Below are 18,765 nucleotides of genomic sequence, written 5' to 3' on the forward strand. Positions count from 1 at the left end.
GTTGCTTTGTATTAATGTTGAACTGTGACACAGATAAGCAGATTCAAGTTGGTAGCGCTGGCCTCATCGGTCATGCCAGAAGTACAATTCGCCGGAACGCGCCAAAGCGAGCAGGCAAACGCCACCGATGCCGCTGCTGGCATATCTCACGCTGTTATTCAAGACGTTTCGGGCAGCCTTTACGACATTTTTGTTAGCTCTAACACTAAAGGTCAAAAACGTTTGCACGACAGAGCACGAGCAGCATGGGTATTGCAAAAAACTAAGGGGCTTGCGGCTCTTGGATTTGCTCACGAAGAAATGCTTAAGTTTGTTCCTGGGTCGCTTTCAAATAAGGCAAATCAAACTAACCAGCAAAACCAAGCAAATCAACAAGATTCTACTAATAATCAAAGTCAAAGCGAATTACATTTTGGCTCCATAGGAGAAGCTGATTTTAACAATCCAACAGTACTTATTTGTAATCATCTAAACGGAAATGCAAGAGAATTAAGTCTTCTTACAACAGATGATTGCGTAAACGCTGGAACGGCAATAGGCGCGATTCATAGACTAAGTCCGTCATTTTTAACTAAAAGCGATTATCCTTCCTTTACTACTGGTCAAATTCGCACGCAATTAACGTCTTGGATTAAAAGATTGCGTCAGGCAGGCCATATTCCTACAGAAATAACAGACAATTGGTCTAGAGTTTTAGAAACTGATGGATTGTGGTCATTCGACACTTGCCCAGTTCACGGCGGATTCAAAGATGGTGATTTTCTATTTTCTGGCTCCACGATTACAGCTATAACAAATTGGCAAAGCATGCAAATCAACGATCCTGCTCGCGATTTAGCGTGGATTTTTGCAAAGCTTAACGAGCAGCATAGAAACGCTTTGCTAAGTGCGTATGGAAGAATACTTGGGTCTAGATTAGACAGCATGATTATGCTTCGAGCAAATCTTTGGTTGCAAATGGAGCAAGTTGGAGACTTTATTCAAGCTTTGCAACGCGCAGATACAACTGGAATAATGAGATTTAAAGCGCAAGTGGAACGTCTTGCTCACGAGCTTACTCGCATAAATAATTCTAGAGCAGCAAGCGCAAATCAAAACAATAATAGCGCAAATCCAGCGTCTTCTCTTACTGTAGGAGATATTGTTAAAGACGATATTGTTAAAGATAATTCTATTAAAGATGATGTTGTTAAAGACGATACTATATCTTCGGATGCTACTAACGAAAAAACTGTTGTAACACTCAAGCAAGAAGATCAAAAAGACTATAAAGATAATACATACGAACAAACTATAACTATAAACGACAACACTAATTCCACTGAAGCTGCCACTAAAACCGCCACTATTGCAGACGGCTTAGAAACGCAAGTTATAAGCAGCGTTGGTAAATCTAACGATGCAAATAACAATTCAAACAACGAATCCAACAGTAGCAATAATGCTGATGCAGAAAATAGTGATGACACCAATAGCAAGAATAATGAAGATGATGGCAATAATGAAAATAATGGCAATAAAACTGAAGATTCAGATAAGCCAGCAACGATTATTATTCCAATGCTAAAAGATGCAGAACTTGCTATTAAAGACGCAAAAAACAAACTAGAAAACAATACCGAAAACAGCGAAAACAATTAAGGAATAAAAATGAAGGTAACAATTGGCGTTAAGCACGTAAAAGACACTATTAGCTTTGAAAGCGATCAAAGCGAGCAAGATATACAAAACATTATTGAAAGCGCTATTAAAGACGAAAAGGCGATTAATCTTACAGATAAAAACAATCGAAAAATTTTTATTATGGCAGACTCTTTTGCATACGCGATTATAGGAGATACGCCAACTCACACCGTTGGTTTTAACGCGTTTTAACGCTGCTAGAACGCTGCTAGAACACTGCTAGAACACTTAACACGTTTATAACGTTTTAACAGCGCAATTTTAATTCATCTGGTAATTTAGGATTTTAGAAACAACATTGCAACTTGTTGTTTCTTCTCCGATTTTATTTGGCTTGCCACTTCCATGCCAATCGGAGCCACCAGTAACAAGCAAATTCAAGTCTTTTGCTAACTCCAATAGTCTTTGTCTTTGCGTTAAAGAGTTTCCACGATGATATACTTCTAATCCATTAAGACCAACGCTTGCATAGTGTTCTATTTGAGAGTCCGAAAGAATAACAAGATTCCTGCTATAATCCGCAGGATGTGCAATAACGCTTACTCCCCCAGCGTGTTTAATAACTTTAATAACTTCATCAACACTTGGAGATGGCGTTGGAATGTAGTATGGGCCGCGTGGAGCAACAGGACCTGCAAAAGCTTGCGACCTTGTTTCAAAAACGCCTGCAGCAACAAGAGCGTCTGCAATATGCGGGCGACCAATCGTAGTTAGCTCACCTTGTCCTGCTTGAGCAAGAACATCTTGCCAAGTAATCGGAAAATCGTGCGACATAAGGTCAACCATTTTGCGCGTGCGTTCCAATCGGCGTTTTCTTGTAGTTGCAAACATTTCATTAATGCACTCGTCATTTGGATTGTAGTTATAAGCAAGCATGTGAACCGATATATTCCCCTCTACAGATGTTATCTCTGATCCAAAAATAACTGGAAAATCAGCGTTTTTAGCAGCTTCTTCAAAATCATGCCAACCAGCAGTAGTATCATGATCGCTAATAGCTACTCCACTAAGACCAAGATTTTTAGCTTCATCTACTAATTCTTTTGGAGTTTTAGTGCCATCGGAATATAAAGTATGACAATGCAAATCCCACCCTAAATCTTGCGATTTAGAATCCAAATTAAAATCGTTATTCGCACTACTACCTATTACAGTCATATAATTATCGTAAACTGTGGCATGTAACGTTTTAAGTCTAAACAATATCTAAATACATTAGCGCTTTGAGGAGTGTTTATGGGTAACCACAATAATCGCATGAATTCTTGGCGACATTCTGCCGCTTGGGTTTACATGATTATGCTTATTTCATCCGCAATTGCACTTTTAACATCGCTAATACTTTCTTCCGAAACTTTAGCTCTTGCACGCGCACCGCACAAAGCGCTTGGATGCGACGTAAACACCGTTGTTTCGTGCTCTAAAGTGGCTCAATCTTGGCAAGCGGAATTCATAAGATTTGGCGAACTAAGCTTCCCTAATGCTTTCTTTGGAATTGCAGCAGAAAGCGTTTTCGTAACGCTTGCTGTAGTTGGAATAGCAAAAGTAAAACTTCCAAAATGGCTAGCAACTTTTAGCTGGATTGGTGGATTATGCGCACTCTTGTACGCTTATTGGCTGTTTACGCAATCTATGTTTGTTATACAAATTCTTTGCCCATGGTGCCTTGTTTTAATGTTTTGCACAACTTTGCAATTTATGTCACTTACACACGCAACATTTAGTGTGCAAGAGATTGGATTAAAAAATAAGATTTTAAGCGCTTACTACCGACTAAATTACGATTTAATTGTGGATTTGCTTTGGATTTTTACTCTTGTATTGCTTATTTTAGGCAAATACGGAAATGCCATATTTGCTTAAGTCGCAAGTAAAGTCGCAAGTAATAAGTCGCAATTTAATTTTCAATCAGAAATCACCATTAAGTAACGATTGAGATAGCTTAGCAATACGATTACTTGAATCGGAGTTAGTAAGCAGAACGCTTCCACTATTTTCGATTGGCGCAAGCAAATCGCTAGACTCTAAAACGCTTTTAAGATGGTGAATAGTGCCATCATTACCGTCTACAATCTTCACGCAATCAGGCAAAAACTCACGGAAGTAGCTTTTATAAAACACAAAATGAGTGCATCCTAAAACAACTGAATCAATATTCGTTAAATCGTAAGAATCAAAATATTTGTGCAAAGCGCTCATAACAATATTTTTATTGCCTAAATCGCCATTTTCCACAATTTCTACCAAATCTGGGCACGGTCTAGAAAAAATCTTGTGATTTTGCGTAAAACGATTCATAAGTTCTGCAAACTTGCGCTCTCTAAGAGTTAAAGGCGTAGCTGCAACGATTACGCGCTGAGGCTTGCCGCCACCCAAATCGCAAGCAAGCTTAAGAGCAGGCTCCATGCCAATAATCGGCATATTGTAATGTGCGCGCAAATCTTTTACAGCAGCAGAAGTGGCAGTATTGCAAGCAATTACAACAGCTTTAACATTAAGACTTGCAAAATGCTCAACAATCTTAAAACTAAGATCTCGAACTTCTTGAGGAGTTTTTATGCCATAAGGCGCGTTTGCAGAGTCGCCAAAATAAACAATGCGCTCATTAGGCATAGATGCGTGAAGTTGACGAACTACAGAAATGCCACCAAGCCCTGAGTCAAACACACCAATTGGAGCGCATGAAGTCATAAAAACCTCCTAATAGACTCTTATTATGTTACTTTTTAGCACAAACATAAGCTTTACAAAACGGAGTCAATAAGGTTGCGCGTGTAGAAATTCTTAGTGAAACGCAAGCAGTGGCAGAGATAAACCTAGTAGCTAAGTACCACGAGTTTACCAATGCCCACTGCGCTGCGCACATATGGAGCGTCCCCACTAATGCAATGGCGAATTTATGCCCAAAGTGTTGCATGTTTTCTTATAAAACTGACAAATACAAACATGAGTAAATTTGTACTGTTGTTATAACAAATCTATAGGAAGGTATGGAAATCGGAGTGTCGCATTGCCTCACTTTTCGCTTAGAGCGTAGCGCGAATCGACTTGCATGGGCGCTTTGACTGAGCTTGAAATTGCACAACGCATTTCAAGCTCCTTCAAAGCGTGATTTGGCTCAAGCATAAAGTCCAGTGGACTTTATGTGCCAAATCAGCCGAACGGCTACTAATAGCCGTGAGGAACAGAGCGATAGCGCTTGCTCAAAGTGGAAAGCTAATACGCTTTCCACGCAAGCGCGACCCCGATTTCGCCTACACTTAGTCGAAATCCGAAGACAAACAAAACGCACGCCACAAAACAAATAAATGCCTAATTGCTTATATATCCAAAATAAAATTGCCTCCGCGCTAACTACATAACGCGAAGGCACACTATACAATACTTAGCTTTTACGCACGCTTAACAGTTACGCTAAGCTCAGTTGCGCTAGAATCAGCCTCAGTAACTTCTAAGCTTGTAGCTAAAGTCTCTTCGGCAATCAAGTCACGGAACTGATTAACTTTAGCAACGTCCACAGCTGGCACGCTCAAAGTCAAAGCGATTCGGTCGCTAATATCCAAACCGTTCTCCTTGCGAGCATCTTGAACAGCGCGAATAGCGTCGCGAGCGTAACCTTCCGCAAGCAAATCGCTAGTCAAAGCAGTATCTAGCATAACAAAGCCACCAGTTGGCATTGCAGCAGAAGCAGTATTTGCAGCAACTTGAGCATCCGAAGACTCAACGCGATTTACAAGCTCATATTCGCCTTGTTCAAGCGCAACTTCGCCGTTTGGAGTATTAACAACAGGAACACCAGAGCCGTCAACACGCCAATCGCCACTCTTCGAAGCCTTAATAGCAAATTGCACCTGCTTACCCAAACGAGGACCAGCTGCGCGCGCATTCACCTTAAGCTCGTGAACAATCTTCAAACCGTGGTCGCCTGCGTCTTCCAAAGTGCAGAATGTAACATTCTTAACATTAAGCTCGCGCTCAAGAACCTGCTCGTAAGGCTCAACAGCATCAGTATTTTCTGCAACAACTGTCAAGTTTGCTAACGGCTGGCGCACACGTAACTGCTCCGCCTTACGCAACGAAAGCGTAGAAGAAACAACCTCGCGAACCTTATCCATAGCAGCAACCAAAGCATCGTCGTGAGCAAGAACAGCACCAAGCTCAGTGACTTCGCCAGCCTTAGGGTTCTTCTCGCCATCTGAAAGCATTTGCGGCTCAACCAAATAAGGCCAATCAGCCAAATGCACGGATTCGCCGCCAGTAAGACCTCGCCACACAGCCTCCGCTTCCATAGGAGCAAGAGGGGAAATCGTGCGCATAAACACTTCCAACACAGTGTAAAGCGTGTTAAAAGCAGTCTCGTCTTCATTCCAGAAGCGGTCACGGCTGCCGCGAATATACCAGTTAGTAAGAACGTCAATAAAGTCGCTAACTGCAGCGCAAGCATCGCTAATCGCAAACTCGTTCAAGCACTTTTCTACGCGCTCAACAAGCAAACGCGTGCGAGCAAGCAAGTAGCGATCCATGTTACAAAGGCTTGCAACCTCGTCCGCGCGAAGCATGCGAGCATCGTAGCCCTTGCCACCGTTTGCAGCGTTAGCATACAAAGTGAAGAAGTAGTAAGAGCTCCAAACTGGAAGCATAACCTGACGAACCGTATCCCTAATGCCGTCTGCAGTAACAATCAAATTGCCACCGCGCAAAATTGGCGAAGACATAAGGAACCATCGCATTGCGTCCGAACCGTATTCGTTGAAAACGCCATTAACATCTGGGTAGTTGCGCAAATGCTTACTCATCTTCTGACCGTCGGAACCAAGCACAATGCCGTGGCAAATCACGTTCTTAAAAGCTGGGCGATCAAATAGAGCCGTGGCCATAATGTGAAGTGTGTAGAACCATCCGCGAGTCTGACCAATGTATTCAACGATGTAATCGCATGGGAAGTGCTCTTCGAAGAAGTCCTTATTTTCAAAAGGATAATGGAACTGTGCAAAAGGCATAGAACCAGACTCAAACCAGCAATCAAGAACGTCCGTAATGCGGTGCATTTGCGACTTTCCAGTAGGATCGTCTGGGTTTGGTCGAGTAAGGCGATCGATATATGGGCGATGCATATTCACATTGCCATCGTCGTCGCGAGGATAGTCGCCAAAATCAGCCTTAAGCTCATCCAAAGAGCCATACACGTCTACGCGCGGATACTTTGGATCGTCACTCACCCACACTGGGATTGGCGAACCCCAGAAGCGATTACGGCTAATCGACCAATCGCGAGCGTTAGAAAGCCATTTACCGAACTGGCCGTCTTTAACGTTTCCAGGAATCCAATTAATCTGCTGATTAAGCTCAAGCAAGCGCTTCTTAATCTTTGTAACAGAAACAAACCAGCTAGAAACAGGCTTGTAAATAAGCGGAGTTGCGCAACGCCAGCAATGAGGATAGCTGTGCACGTAGCTTTTTTCTTGGAATAGCAACGCGCGCTGATCTTCTGGCATTTGAGCAAGCGGACCGTCTCCTGCACGCAAGTTGCGCAAAATTGGCAAGTTGGCATCGAAAACGTACAAGCCTTCGTAATCTGGGCAATCACTTGTAAACTTGCATCCTGCGTCGAGCACGTCAACGCTGCGAATCTCGTGCGCGTTAAGCGTGTTCATATCGTCCTCGCCGTAAGGAGCCTGGTGAACAAGGCCAGTACCTTCTGCAGTGTCTACATAATCTGCAGTGAAAATCGTAAAAGCATTAGGACCTGGAGTGCCGCCCTCAGCGAGCGCAGATTCGCCAGCAAAGTATGGGAACACTGGGTAGTAGCGCCAGCCAGCCATTTCAGCGCCCTTAAGCTCGCGCACAACCTCGTAGTTTTCGCCAAGTTCCTTAGTGTAAGATCCAAGCAAAGGCTTACCAATGTAGAACTTTTTGCCTGCGAATTTGCCTTCAGTTGGACGAACTTCCACGTAGTCAATGTCTGCGCCAACTACGATTGCGAAGTTTGTTGGAACTGTCCAAGGAGTGGTGGTCCAGAATACTGCGTAAGCGTCATCTTCGTCTCGAAGCTTAACAGCAACGGAAACAGTGGTATCCTGGCGGTTTTGGTACACATCCGCATCCATACGAAGCTCGTGAGCGCTAAGTGGAGTCTGGTCCTTTGGGCAGTACGGAAGAACGCGGTAGCCCTTGTAAGCCAAGCCCTTATCGTAAAGCTGCTTAAACGCCCACATTACGGATTCCATATATGGAATATTCAGCGTTTTGTAGCCGCGCTCGAAATCAACCCAGCGAGCCTGACGATGTACGTAGTTTTGCCACTCGTTCGTGTACTTTAAAACGCTAGCACGGCAAGCATCGTTGAACTTTGCGATGCCCATTTTTTCGATTTGATCAACCGACTCAATGCCAAGTTCCTTCTGCGCTTCCAACTCTGCTGGAAGACCGTGAGTATCCCAACCAAAAACGCGGTTTACTTTGCGTCCGCGCATGGTTTGATAGCGCGGAACAACGTCTTTTGCATAACCTGTAAGAAGGTGACCGTAGTGAGGAAGACCGTTTGCGAATGGAGGGCCGTCGAAGAACACGAACTCGTTCTGGCTACCCTTGCCAGACGGGCGATATTCGATTGACTTGCGGAAAGTGTTATTTGCATCCCAATATTGAAGAACGGACTCTTCAAGCTTTGGGAAGGAAGGATTTGGTGCAACTTGCGCGCCAGCGTTTTCTTGCGTTGATACAGAAACACTTGCCTTTGGATATACGTTATTTGTAGACGTATTTTCGGATGCGTTTGCGGCTGGACTAGTGGATTCGCTCACTGTGCTCTCCTCGCTCAACAGGGTGAATATTTCCCTGCGAGGACGACAGTTACTGCCGCGGTACCACCTCGCTTGCTGCAAAAATGCTTATACAACTCTTGCAGCCTCTCGTGTTTGGCTATGCGGGCCAACCCCGTCGGTTCTAATAAGCAAGAATCTTACGAATCCTCGCCGTTCTTCCGAAAACTCCCCGCCGATAACGGATCATCGCTTAAGTTAGAAATAATCTAACACTATCCCCTAACATTGGGGAAAGAAAAGTGCCCCGAATCAGAATCGAACTGACGACACCCACTTTAGGAGAGTGGTGCTCTATCCACTGAGCTACCGAGGCAGTTTAGTTGATTGCAGCGCGCAACACGCAAAACGAAACATGCGCACGCTTCTTGCAAAGCAACAAATGGCAATTATACACTATAGCGTGGTTTACGCGCTATAACATGCTCAAGATTCAAGATTTGATTGCGTTCCAGCAGTTGCAGCCGTAGCAGACTGCTCCGCTTGAGCAGCATCAAGCTTAGCGCGAACCGATGCAAGCAAGCCCTGCGCACGCTTTGCTAACGCCTCTCCAAGCTCCCATTGATGCATAGACTGATCTAAAGTCAAACCGCCAGCCTCAAGCGCTTTAACAGCTTGCACGAGCTTTTCGCGCGCCTCTTCGTAAGGCATTGCGTCAATCGCAGCTCGCTCTTCGCTGCTAAGCGTGCTAATCGCATCAACTTTTGCACCATTTGCGCGCGTAGTTTCGTCACTCATAATCATCCTTTTCTAATTTTTATTTAAGATTTTTTATTTAAGATTTTTTATTTAAGATTTTTGCGTTTTTATTTTTAAGATATTTAGATTTTACGACTTTACAACTTTACGACTTTTCTACAGATGTAACATTAGCTGTGATCAAGCCACTTTTAAGAGTAACTGTTATATCGTCGCCAGTTTTTACACGACTAGAATCGTCCAACACTTTCCCGCCGCTAATTTGCACAACCGCGTAACCGCGATTAAGCGTTGATTGCGGACTAAGAGCTGTAATGCTGGCATGTGCCTTTTCAACAGTCAAACTAGCGTCGTCCAGCAACCGCACCAAACCATGTCTCATGCGTTCAATTGCTTGCTGAACAAACAACTCATGCGGCTCCAACATAGTGGTTGGCTGAGTAATACTTGGCCTATTCGCATATCCCTCAATAAGCTGAATCTCGTTGCTAACTCGCGCAGAAATCCTCATGCGCGCGTGTTGCAAGGCGTTATCAATTAACTGCCATTGCTCGTTAACATCTGGAACAACGCGCTTTGCTGCGTCTGTAGGCGTAGAGGCGCGCATATCTGCCGCCAAATCAATAAGAGTCCAATCGTCTTCGTGACCAATCGCAGAAACAATCGGAGTTACGCAAGCAGCCGTAGCACGAACCACACCTTCGTCCGAAAATCCAATCAAATCCTCAAAGCTGCCGCCACCGCGCGCAACAATAATCACATCAACCTCTGGGTCGGCGTCTAGCTGCTTAATGGCCGCAATAACGTCCGCTGGGCATTGCACACCCTGAACATGCGCGTGAACCACCTTAAAACGCGTTACAGGCCAGCGCAAATTGACGTTTGTAATAACATCGCCCTCTGCGCGAGCTTGAGGCGCACACACCAGACCAATGCACTTTGGAAACTCGGGAAGCGGCACCTTATTTTCCGCGTCGAACAAGCCCTCGCCTTTAAGCTTTTTGCGCAACTCATCTATTTGCGCTTTTAAGTCGCCAGCACCAACACGCCTAATTTCGTCGGCAACAAAGCTCAATCGTGTTGCTTTTACCCAAATATCTGCCTTGCCGTGAACAACTACCCTATCGCCCTGCCGCAAATCTTTCGCTTGCTGAACAAACTTGCTAAAGCCCATTATGGAGATTGAAACGTCTTCGTTGCTATCTCTAAGCGTTACGTAGCCAGACGTAGACCTTCTCATGTTGATTTCAACAATCTGACCTTCTACCCAAGCCGCAGGCCACTTTTCTACAGCACCATGGAACTTTTGGCTTATAACGCTTACTGGCCAAGGATTTTCTGCACTTGTTTCGCTTGCACGCAAAGGTAGCGTGCGCTGTGTAGTACTGCTTTGGCTGTCGTAAACATTTTGACTAGCATTATTCTGGCTAACTTCATTTTGATTAACGTTGTTATTTTTAGAATCGCCAGAATCGTGGTTAAAAAGCGTCATATTTAGCAAAGGCATATACCAAGTTTCTTTTAGAAGATGGACAACAAAAGTTTAAAAGATTCGCAACAAGCACCTAAAGCACACAAAACACGACACGCCGTAACTTGCAAATAAAGCGATTCTGAGTATAGTTATTACTCGGCTCAAGAAAACGCCAACGCCCCTTTAGCTCAGTTGGCTAGAGCAGCTGACTCTTAATCAGCGTGTCCAGGGTTCGAATCCCTGAGGGGGCACAAACAAAACCCAAGCTTTGCGGCTTGGGTTTTTTCGTATTTAGATTTTTAATTACACAAATATGATTCATATATGATTTCTTCCTGTATTCCAACAAAAATCTGAATATTAGAGGCGCTTTCTTCATTTGCACAATAACGCTTAAAACACAAAAGTAAACATTTTGCGATGATTATAAAAAGATAAAAATTCAAAGAACACAAAACGACACACAAAACGACACACAACGATCTATGTGCAATTCTTCAATAGAATACAAAAAGACCCCACGAGTTTCCTCATGGGGTCTTTTCTAAGCCTTAGCTAATATCTTCAGATTAGAAAATCGAAAATACTAGGCAAGAATCTTGGTCACACGACCAGAGCCAACGGTACGGCCACCTTCACGAACTGCGAAGGTCAAGCCCTCTTCCATTGCGATAGCCTGGATCAACTCAACAGTGAAGGTTGCGTGATCGCCTGGCTGAACCATTTCGATGCCGTCTGGCAAGGTGATAACGCCAGTAACATCGGTGGTACGGAAGTAGAACTGTGGGCGGTAGTTGGAGAAGAATGGCGAGTGACGGCCACCTTCGTCCTTGGTCAAGACGTAAACTTCGCCTTCGAACTTGGTGTGTGGTGTCACAGAACCTGGAGCAGCCACAACCTGACCACGCTCAACGTCGGTACGGTTGATACCACGAAGAAGAAGACCAGTGTTATCGCCAGCCTCGGCCTCATCCATCTGCTTGTGGAAGGTCTCGATAGAGGTGACGGTGGTGGTCTGAGTATCGCGCAAACCAACAATCTCAACTGGGGTGTTGATTGGGAGCTTACCACGCTCAACACGACCGGTGACAACGGTACCACGACCGGAGATGGTGAACACATCTTCGATTGGCATCAAGAATGGCTTGTCAAGATCGTGAGTTGGGGTTGGGATGTACTCGTCAACAGCCTTCATGAGTTCCTTGACGGTCTCTACCCACTTTTCGTGATCTGGAGCGTCATCATGCAAAGCGCCGTAAGCGGAAGTACGGATGACTGGGCAATCGCGATCGAAGCCGTTTTCGTCGAGGAGGTCACGAACCTCTTCTTCAACGAGGTCGATAAGCTCTTCGTCGTCAACCATATCGCACTTGTTCAAAGCAACAAGAATTTTTGGAACGCCGACCTGCTTAGCAAGCAAGACGTGTTCACGGGTCTGAGCCATTGGGCCGTCGGTAGCAGCAACCACGAGGATTGCGCCATCCATCTGAGCGGCACCAGTGATCATGTTCTTAACGTAATCAGCGTGGCCTGGAGCGTCCACGTGAGCATAGTGGCGTGCAGCCGTCTGATACTCGATGTGGGCGATGTTAATGGTAATGCCGCGCTCCTTCTCTTCTGGAGCGGCGTCGATCTGATCGAAGTCATACTGAGGGTTCAGATCTGGATATTCGCCATGAAGCACCTTAGAAATAGCCGCGGTCAAGGTAGTCTTACCGTGATCAACGTGACCAATGGTACCAATGTTAACATGCGGCTTAGTACGCTCGTACTTTTCCTTTGCCATGTGTTTGTCCTCCTGGACGTCTCGTAGTTTGCTTCACACTCTTATGTGAAGCCTCTAGCTACATATTTACTGGGTTTCTGGGTTAGGTGCCACTTCGGTGCCAGAACCCAGTCAACGTACGAAATTTTAGCGTTGACTAGGGACACAAAACACCGAAGTAGCGTGCGCTTTTACTCGCCGCGCTGGGCTTTAATAATCTCGTCCGAAACAGCCTTTGGAACTTCCGCGTAAGAGTCCATTTGCATGGTGAACATTGCACGTCCCTGAGTCTTGGAACGAAGATCACCAATGTAGCCGAACATCTCACTCAGTGGAACCTTAGCGTCAATAACCTTAACGCCAGTAGCGTCGGTCATAGACTGAATGTTTCCACGACGGGAGTTCAAATCGCCCATAACGTCGCCCATGTACTCTTCTGGAGTACGAACTTCCACGGCCATAATTGGCTCGAGGATTACTGGGTGAGCCTTAGGAGCAGCTTCCTTGAAGCACATGGAACCTGCAATCTTGAAGGCCATTTCCGAAGAATCAACGTCGTGAGTCTGACCGTCGGTAACGGTTGCTTTAACGCCAACCACTGGGAAGCCAGCCAAAACGCCAGATTCCATAGCTTCCTGCACACCTGCGTCGATGGAAGGAATGAATTCCTTAGTAATGTGGCCACCAGTGACCTCGTTAACAAACTGATAGACTTCGCCAGATTCTGGATCGATTGGCTCGAAGTTCATCAAAACCTTTGCGAACTGACCAGAACCACCAGTCTGCTTCTTGTGGGTGTATTCCTGGTTCATAACAGCCTTGCGAATGGTTTCGCGATAAGCAACCTGTGGCTTACCAACATTCGCTTCAACCTTGAACTCGCGGCGCATACGATCCACAATAATGTCGAGCTGAAGCTCGCCCATACCAGAAATCAAAGTCTGACCAGATTCTTCGTCGGTCTTAACCTGGAAGGTAGGATCTTCGTCGGAAAGCTTAGCCAAGGCCAAGCTCATCTTTTCCTGATCTGCCTTAGTCTTTGGCTCCACAGCAACCTCGATAACAGGATCTGGGAATGTCATGGATTCCAAGGAAATTGGGCTCTTCTCGTCGCACAAGGTGTCACCCGTGCTAACGTTCTTCAAACCAACGAAGGTGTAAATGTTTCCAGCTTCTGCAGAATCTACAGGATTTTCCTTATCTGCGTGCATCTGGAAGATCTTACCAACGCGTTCCTTCTTGCTCTTAGTGGAATCGTACACGGAATCGCCTGGCTTAACTTCGCCAGAGTACACGCGCACGAACACAAGCTTGCCGTAGAACGGATGAGTGGAGATCTTAAAGACCAATGCAGCAAATGGATCTGTATTTACTGGCTTACGATCAATCTCAACAGATTCGTCGCTTGGATCAAAGCCCTTAATAGATGGAACATCTTCTGGGCTTGGAAGGAAGTCAACAACAGCATCCAGCATTGGCTGAACGCCCTTATCCTTAAATGCAGAACCGCAAGTTACTGGGAAGGCTTCGCGAGCAATAGTAAGCTTGCGAATACCAGCGCGCATTTCTTCTTCGGAAAGCTCTCCCGATTCAAGATACTTCTCAAGCAACTCTTCGTCGGCTTCTGCAACCTGATCCATAAGCTCGGCACGATATTCTTCTGCACGCTCTTGCAAGTCTGCAGGAATGTCAACGGTGTCGTAATGAGCACCCATATCGTCCTTAACGTCATTCCAGACGTAAGCCTTCATACGAATCAAGTCAACAACACCAAGGAAGTCGTTTTCAGCGCCGATTGGAAGCTGAATAACGAGTGGCTTAGCGCCAAGCTTTTCCTTAATGGTCTTAACAGAATAGTAGAAGTCTGCGCCCAACTTATCCATCTTGTTGATGAAGCAAATACGTGGAACGCTATACTTATCTGCCTGACGCCAAACGGTTTCGGACTGAGGCTCCACGCCTTCCTTACCGTCGAACACTGCAACAGCACCGTCGAGAACACGCAAAGAACGCTCTACCTCGGCGGTAAAGTCAACGTGTCCTGGTGTATCGATGATGTTGATTTGATAGCGGTCATCTGTGTCATGGGTTTGACGCTGCCAGAAGCAAGTGGTTGCAGCAGACTGAATAGTAATACCGCGTTCCTGCTCCTGCGCCATAAAGTCCATGGTAGAAGCGCCATCGTGAGTTTCACCAATCTTGTAATTCTTACCAGTGTAGTAAAGAATACGCTCGGTGGTAGTAGTCTTACCAGCATCGATGTGCGCCATGATGCCGATGTTACGAACCATATTAAGGTCGTTAAGCACATCTTGTGCCATATTATTATCCTTAGCTCTTTAAGATACCGATTATCTTGTGGATTACCAGCGATAGTGAGCAAAAGCCTTGTTTGCTTCTGCCATCTTGTGGGTATCCTCGCGGCGCTTTACAGAAGCACCCAAGCCATTGGAGGCATCGAGAATTTCGTTAGCCAAACGCTCAGCCATAGTCTTCTCACGACGAACGCGGGAGAAGTCTGTAAGCCAGCGCAACGACAAAGTGTTTGCACGAGCAGGCTTAACTTCGACTGGCACCTGGTAGGTTGCGCCACCAACGCGGCGGGAACGAACCTCGAGGCTTGGACGAATGTTATCGAGAGCGCGCTTCAAAACAGAAACTGGCTCCTGCTCGGTCTTTGCCTTCACCTGCTCAAGAGCGGTGTAGACGATGTTTTCTGCAATGGACTTCTTGCCATCGAGAAGAATTTTGTTAATCAACTGAGCCACGACGGTCGAGCCGTAGATTGGATCAGGAAGCAGCTGATGCTTTTTTGCAGGTCCTTTACGTGACATGTTTTACTTCGCCTTCTTTGCTCCATACAGGGAACGACCCTGCTTGCGGTCCTTAACACCCTGGGTATCGAGAGCGCCACGCACGATGTGGTAACGCACACCTGGGAGATCCTTCACACGGCCACCGCGCACAAGCACAATGGAGTGCTCCTGCAAGTTATGACCTTCGCCTGGAATATAGGCGGTTACTTCAATACCCGAGCTGAGGCGCACACGAGCAACCTTACGAAGCGCAGAGTTTGGCTTCTTAGGAGTGGTTGTGTACACACGAGTGCACACGCCACGACGCAACGGGCTACCTTTCAAGGCCAAAGTCTTTGACTTCTTAGGCTTGGCCTGACGTCCCTTACGGACGAGTTGTTCAATCGTAGGCAACTTAAGTTCTCCGATTCATTAATGTCTTCTATTTGGTGAAACCGCAGCACTGCAGCACACCTTAAACCTGAATCGGTTAAAGAGAAAAGCCACAGTCCACCGGCCCGATGGCCCTTGCACCTCCAGACGCACATTACTGCGCGCTATCTTTGGCACTTGGGATATCCCAACCAGCACGCCTATTACATAAGGCACGCCGTTGGCACACACAAACTATTATTATACACATTTGCTTGACAATTAAAAAACCGCTTAAACAAGCTACTCAAGCAAACTATTTAAGAATCGGCCTTGCAGGAGCAGAAACATCCAAAAGCTGACGATTGCCGATTTTACTTGGATCGCTAATAATCGTTTCCACAATCGCCTTTTTAAGCTCCAAATCCGAAGAATCTCCCCAAACAACAATCCTATGAACGTCTCCGCTTGGACCAGGGTAAGAAACCTCTGTTTCAACAGAATCCTGCGTTTTTGCACTAACACGAATAACGTGAGACCTAAAATCTTGAGAAAGCGAGCTTACAATTTTCAACGCTTCCTTAACAGCTCTACTGTTTAGACTTTTACTAACGTCACTAACTTCTATAACTGGTATTCCGCTAGTAGAAACGTTTTGAACAGCGTTTAAGACTCTACCCTTAACATCTACAGCCGTAAGTTTTTCGCCATCTTTTGCTTTAAGCATTGCAGCAGGCTTTTGCGCACGAACAGTTATTTGCAAACCGTGCGGAAATTGCTTTACAACCTTTGTTTCTGTTACGCCGGGTATGTTATTTAATTGCTCAATTATTTGTTGAGAAGAAACTAAAAACAGTGACTTATCTACCTGATTAGACGCAATTGACGCGATTTTCTGTTCACTCACCCATTCGTTAGAGCCAAAAATGCGTATATTTTTAGAATCAAGACGGAAAAATGGAGATAAAAACAGCATCCAACAAAGCAAAGCGATTAATGCAAACGCAAGAAAAGCGTAGGCAAATCGCAGCAAAATGGTACGTATTTTAGCAAAATTCTTTTCTTTTTCGCGAGCGCTAAAATCTATTACTTTAGGTCTAGATGCAATTCCAAGAGGACCAGAACTAGACTTTAACGTTTGCTTTACAAAATCAACTACGGAAAGTCTTCTTGCATCTACAAAAGCATTTTTAGAAGATTGATTTTCTAACGAGCTACTCGTAGTCGCTTTTTTGCTATTAGATAAATCATTTTTAGCTAATCTTGTAGAATTTTGTGAGTTTAGATTGGATTGAATTGACCTTTTATGCGCATCAAGATTAGTAGACTTAGAAAAATTAGTAGACTTAGGGAAATTATCAGACTTAGGGAAATTATCAGTCGCAGCAAAAGTATCGCTTGCAGCAAAAGTGGATGTAATAGACCTAGTATGCTTAATAGAGCTAGCAGATTCATTAGGATTATTAGGCTCATTGGATTCATCATTGCTTGCAGACTTGCCAAAAATCATTCGACCCATAGCTATCACTCACCTACTTCCACTTGCATCTATACGCGACTTTATTTACTACTTTATTTACTACTTTATTTGCGACTTTACAGATTGCTTATTATCGCTTGTTTGCCGACATTATTGCCCATTTAGCTTATTGCTTTAAGCGTAACTCTTCTAGCATAACAGACGTCATAGTGGTAATGCTTCCAGCACCAACCGTAAAAAGTACATCTCCACTATTAGCTCGGCGAGCAAGCATTAAAGCGCCATCTTTCATGTCTTCTACAGCTTCAATATTGCAATTAAGCGAACATTCTTTAGCTGCGTTAACAATAGTCGAAGCGTGAATATTTGGAAAATCTTCCTGATTTTCTCGAGCTGGGAAAATGCCTGTAACAATAACATCGTTTGCAAGAGATAAAGCAGAAGCAAATTCGCGCGCAAAAGAGCGCGTCCTAGAAAACAGATGTGGCTGGAAAAGCACGCGAATCGTAGAATCTGGATACCTTCTTCTTGCGGCGCGCAAAAGAGCGTCAATCTCTGTAGGATGATGCGCGTAATCGTCTACAACCGTTACTCCGCCAACACATCCGCGAATGTCAAATCTTCTAGAAGCACCAAGGAAGCTCGAAGCTCCATCTGCAGCATCTTTAGGATTCATACCCAAAAGCATTGCAGCAATAATCGCAGCACACGCATTTCTAGCATTATGTAAGCCTGGAATCATAAGATTAACGCTTATAGAATCGCCGTTAAAGTCAATAGCAAACGACTCACTACCACTACCCGTCTGCTCGCTTTCGTGATTAATAAACGCAAACTTTACAAGGCTTTTTACTCTATTACTTAAGCAAGAAACACTATTCTTACTACTTGCGTATGCGATTGTTTTTTTAAGAGAATCATCGCTTAAATCCTCTAAAACAGCGCGAGCGCCATCATCGTCTGCACAAATCACAATAAATCCTAGAGCGTGGCTTAAATGCTCAACAAACGCTGCGCGATAATTTTGCGCATTTCCATAATGGTCTAGGTGGTCCGCTTCTACGTTTGTAACAATTGCAACGTATGGATTGTATTTTTCAAAGCTGCCGTCGGATTCGTCCGCCTCCGCAACCATAACACTTCCGTAACCAGCATGACCTCCGTCAACCTCGCCGCCGCCCTGCGCTTGAATCGAACCGCCAATCGCATAACTCGGGTCTGCTAAATCGCCTTTACCACAAACTTTCAAAATATGAGCCAAAAGAGAGCTTGTTGTAGTCTTACCATGCGCCCCCGCAACAGTCACACCTTTTTTAGAGCTTAAAAGTAAAGATAAAATGTCACTTCTGTGAACAAGTTTTACGCCATTTTGCGCAGACGCCACTACTTCTGGATTATTTGGCTTAATCGCGCTAGAGTACACAAGAATATCTGCATTTTTTACATGGCTTGCACTTTGACCAATTTGCACATTTATGCCGAGTTCTTCTAAGCGACTTGTGTGGTCACTTTCTTTACTATCGCATCCGCTTACACTAACGCCTTCTTCGTGCAACATCTCTGCTAAAACGCTCATTCCAGCGCCGCCAATGCCAATAAAATGCACCGAACCTAAAGAATTTACAGTTTGATCTTTACTAAAAGCAGCACAAATAGGATTCATATTAATTTCCATG

14 protein-coding genes and 2 tRNA genes are annotated in these 18,765 nt (G+C 44.8%); 4 read left to right on the plus strand and 12 right to left on the minus strand.

All coding sequences use genetic code 11. From position 1 onward, the window contains the following. The first annotated feature begins 72 nt into the window (after window positions 1-72). Window positions 73-1,641 (plus strand): phosphotransferase, encoded by a 1,569-nt coding sequence (locus HXT30_RS04100; protein ID WP_422111359.1) that lies wholly within the window; start codon window positions 73-75, stop codon window positions 1,639-1,641. A gap of 9 nt (window positions 1,642-1,650) precedes the next feature. Next, a complete protein-coding gene (locus HXT30_RS04105) occupies window positions 1,651-1,875 on the plus strand; it encodes a DUF3107 domain-containing protein (RefSeq protein ID WP_004130375.1) in 225 nt (74 codons plus the stop codon). A 69-nt stretch (window positions 1,876-1,944) separates the two neighbouring features. Here the strand turns inward: HXT30_RS04105 and HXT30_RS04110 are convergent, their stop codons facing one another. Beyond that, window positions 1,945-2,841 (minus strand): PHP domain-containing protein, encoded by an 897-nt coding sequence (locus HXT30_RS04110; RefSeq protein WP_016787355.1) that lies wholly within the window; start codon window positions 2,839-2,841, stop codon window positions 1,945-1,947. A gap of 78 nt (window positions 2,842-2,919) precedes the next feature. Between HXT30_RS04110 and HXT30_RS04115 the strand changes: the two genes are divergently transcribed. Then, window positions 2,920-3,546: a vitamin K epoxide reductase family protein gene (locus HXT30_RS04115; RefSeq protein ID WP_422111360.1), complete on the plus strand. Its 627-nt coding sequence runs from the start codon at window positions 2,920-2,922 to the stop codon at window positions 3,544-3,546. A 45-nt stretch (window positions 3,547-3,591) separates the two neighbouring features. Here the strand turns inward: HXT30_RS04115 and murI are convergent, their stop codons facing one another. The 5 genes from murI to xseA form a co-directional block, all read right to left on the minus strand. Further along, complete coding sequence (gene murI, locus HXT30_RS04120; RefSeq protein ID WP_422111361.1) at window positions 3,592-4,374, minus strand: glutamate racemase; 783 nt, start codon at window positions 4,372-4,374, stop codon at window positions 3,592-3,594. A gap of 701 nt (window positions 4,375-5,075) precedes the next feature. Beyond that, complete coding sequence (ileS, locus tag HXT30_RS04125) at window positions 5,076-8,486, minus strand: mupirocin-resistant isoleucine--tRNA ligase (protein WP_422111362.1); 3,411 nt, start codon at window positions 8,484-8,486, stop codon at window positions 5,076-5,078. Between the two features lie 261 nt (window positions 8,487-8,747). Beyond that, window positions 8,748-8,820, minus strand: a tRNA-Arg gene (locus tag HXT30_RS04130). Window positions 8,821-8,930: 110 nt separating this feature from the next. Next, window positions 8,931-9,242, minus strand: coding sequence for an exodeoxyribonuclease VII small subunit (locus HXT30_RS04135; RefSeq protein WP_004132640.1), 312 nt, complete (start codon window positions 9,240-9,242; stop codon window positions 8,931-8,933). 106 nt (window positions 9,243-9,348) lie between these two features. Next, entirely contained in the window at window positions 9,349-10,710 is a 1,362-nt protein-coding gene (xseA, locus tag HXT30_RS04140; RefSeq protein WP_422111363.1) for an exodeoxyribonuclease VII large subunit, read from the minus strand. Between the two features lie 144 nt (window positions 10,711-10,854). On the opposite strand from xseA, the gene HXT30_RS04145 reads away from it, so the two are divergent. After that, window positions 10,855-10,928: transfer RNA gene (locus HXT30_RS04145), tRNA-Lys, on the plus strand. 335 nt (window positions 10,929-11,263) lie between these two features. Here the strand turns inward: HXT30_RS04145 and tuf are convergent. The 6 genes from tuf to murC all read right to left on the minus strand — a co-directional run bounded on the left by tuf (window position 11,264) and on the right by murC (window position 18,764). Beyond that, the gene (tuf, locus tag HXT30_RS04150; protein WP_415694684.1) at window positions 11,264-12,463 is read right to left on the minus strand and encodes an elongation factor Tu; all 1,200 of its coding nucleotides are present in this window, start codon (window positions 12,461-12,463) and stop codon (window positions 11,264-11,266) included. 170 nt (window positions 12,464-12,633) lie between these two features. After that, window positions 12,634-14,763, minus strand: coding sequence for an elongation factor G (gene fusA / locus HXT30_RS04155; protein WP_020757198.1), 2,130 nt, complete (start codon window positions 14,761-14,763; stop codon window positions 12,634-12,636). A gap of 42 nt (window positions 14,764-14,805) precedes the next feature. Beyond that, window positions 14,806-15,276: a 30S ribosomal protein S7 gene (gene rpsG, locus HXT30_RS04160; RefSeq protein WP_004127577.1), complete on the minus strand. Its 471-nt coding sequence runs from the start codon at window positions 15,274-15,276 to the stop codon at window positions 14,806-14,808. A 3-nt stretch (window positions 15,277-15,279) separates the two neighbouring features. Continuing rightward, window positions 15,280-15,651, minus strand: coding sequence for a 30S ribosomal protein S12 (rpsL, locus tag HXT30_RS04165; protein WP_003813881.1), 372 nt, complete (start codon window positions 15,649-15,651; stop codon window positions 15,280-15,282). 274 nt (window positions 15,652-15,925) lie between these two features. Next, window positions 15,926-17,128, minus strand: a complete 1,203-nt coding sequence (locus HXT30_RS04170) for a cell division protein FtsQ/DivIB (protein WP_422111838.1) — start codon at window positions 17,126-17,128, stop codon at window positions 15,926-15,928. Between the two features lie 127 nt (window positions 17,129-17,255). After that, window positions 17,256-18,764: a UDP-N-acetylmuramate--L-alanine ligase gene (gene murC, locus HXT30_RS04175; protein ID WP_422111364.1), complete on the minus strand. Its 1,509-nt coding sequence runs from the start codon at window positions 18,762-18,764 to the stop codon at window positions 17,256-17,258. Window position 18,765: the final 1 nt, after the last annotated feature.

Source organism: Gardnerella sp. DNF00571G, from assembly GCF_049262695.1.
GTDB lineage: Bacteria > Actinomycetota > Actinomycetes > Actinomycetales > Bifidobacteriaceae > Bifidobacterium > Bifidobacterium piotii.

Coding starts and splice junctions, on each gene's coding strand:
- HXT30_RS04170 (WP_422111838.1), bottom strand. CDS start 17,128: ATGGGTCGAATGATTTTTGGCAAGTCTGCAAGCAATGATGAATCCAAT.
- murI (WP_422111361.1), bottom strand. CDS start 4,374: ATGACTTCATGCGCTCCAATTGGTGTGTTTGACTCAGGGCTTGGTGGC.
- HXT30_RS04100 (WP_422111359.1), top strand. CDS start 73: ATGCCAGAAGTACAATTCGCCGGAACGCGCCAAAGCGAGCAGGCAAAC.
- xseA (WP_422111363.1), bottom strand. CDS start 10,710: ATGCCTTTGCTAAATATGACGCTTTTTAACCACGATTCTGGCGATTCT.
- HXT30_RS04115 (WP_422111360.1), top strand. CDS start 2,920: ATGGGTAACCACAATAATCGCATGAATTCTTGGCGACATTCTGCCGCT.
- HXT30_RS04110 (WP_016787355.1), bottom strand. CDS start 2,841: ATGACTGTAATAGGTAGTAGTGCGAATAACGATTTTAATTTGGATTCT.
- tuf (WP_415694684.1), bottom strand. CDS start 12,463: ATGGCAAAGGAAAAGTACGAGCGTACTAAGCCGCATGTTAACATTGGT.
- murC (WP_422111364.1), bottom strand. CDS start 18,764: ATGGAAATTAATATGAATCCTATTTGTGCTGCTTTTAGTAAAGATCAA.
- HXT30_RS04105 (WP_004130375.1), top strand. CDS start 1,651: ATGAAGGTAACAATTGGCGTTAAGCACGTAAAAGACACTATTAGCTTT.
- fusA (WP_020757198.1), bottom strand. CDS start 14,763: ATGGCACAAGATGTGCTTAACGACCTTAATATGGTTCGTAACATCGGC.
- rpsG (WP_004127577.1), bottom strand. CDS start 15,276: ATGTCACGTAAAGGACCTGCAAAAAAGCATCAGCTGCTTCCTGATCCA.
- HXT30_RS04135 (WP_004132640.1), bottom strand. CDS start 9,242: ATGAGTGACGAAACTACGCGCGCAAATGGTGCAAAAGTTGATGCGATT.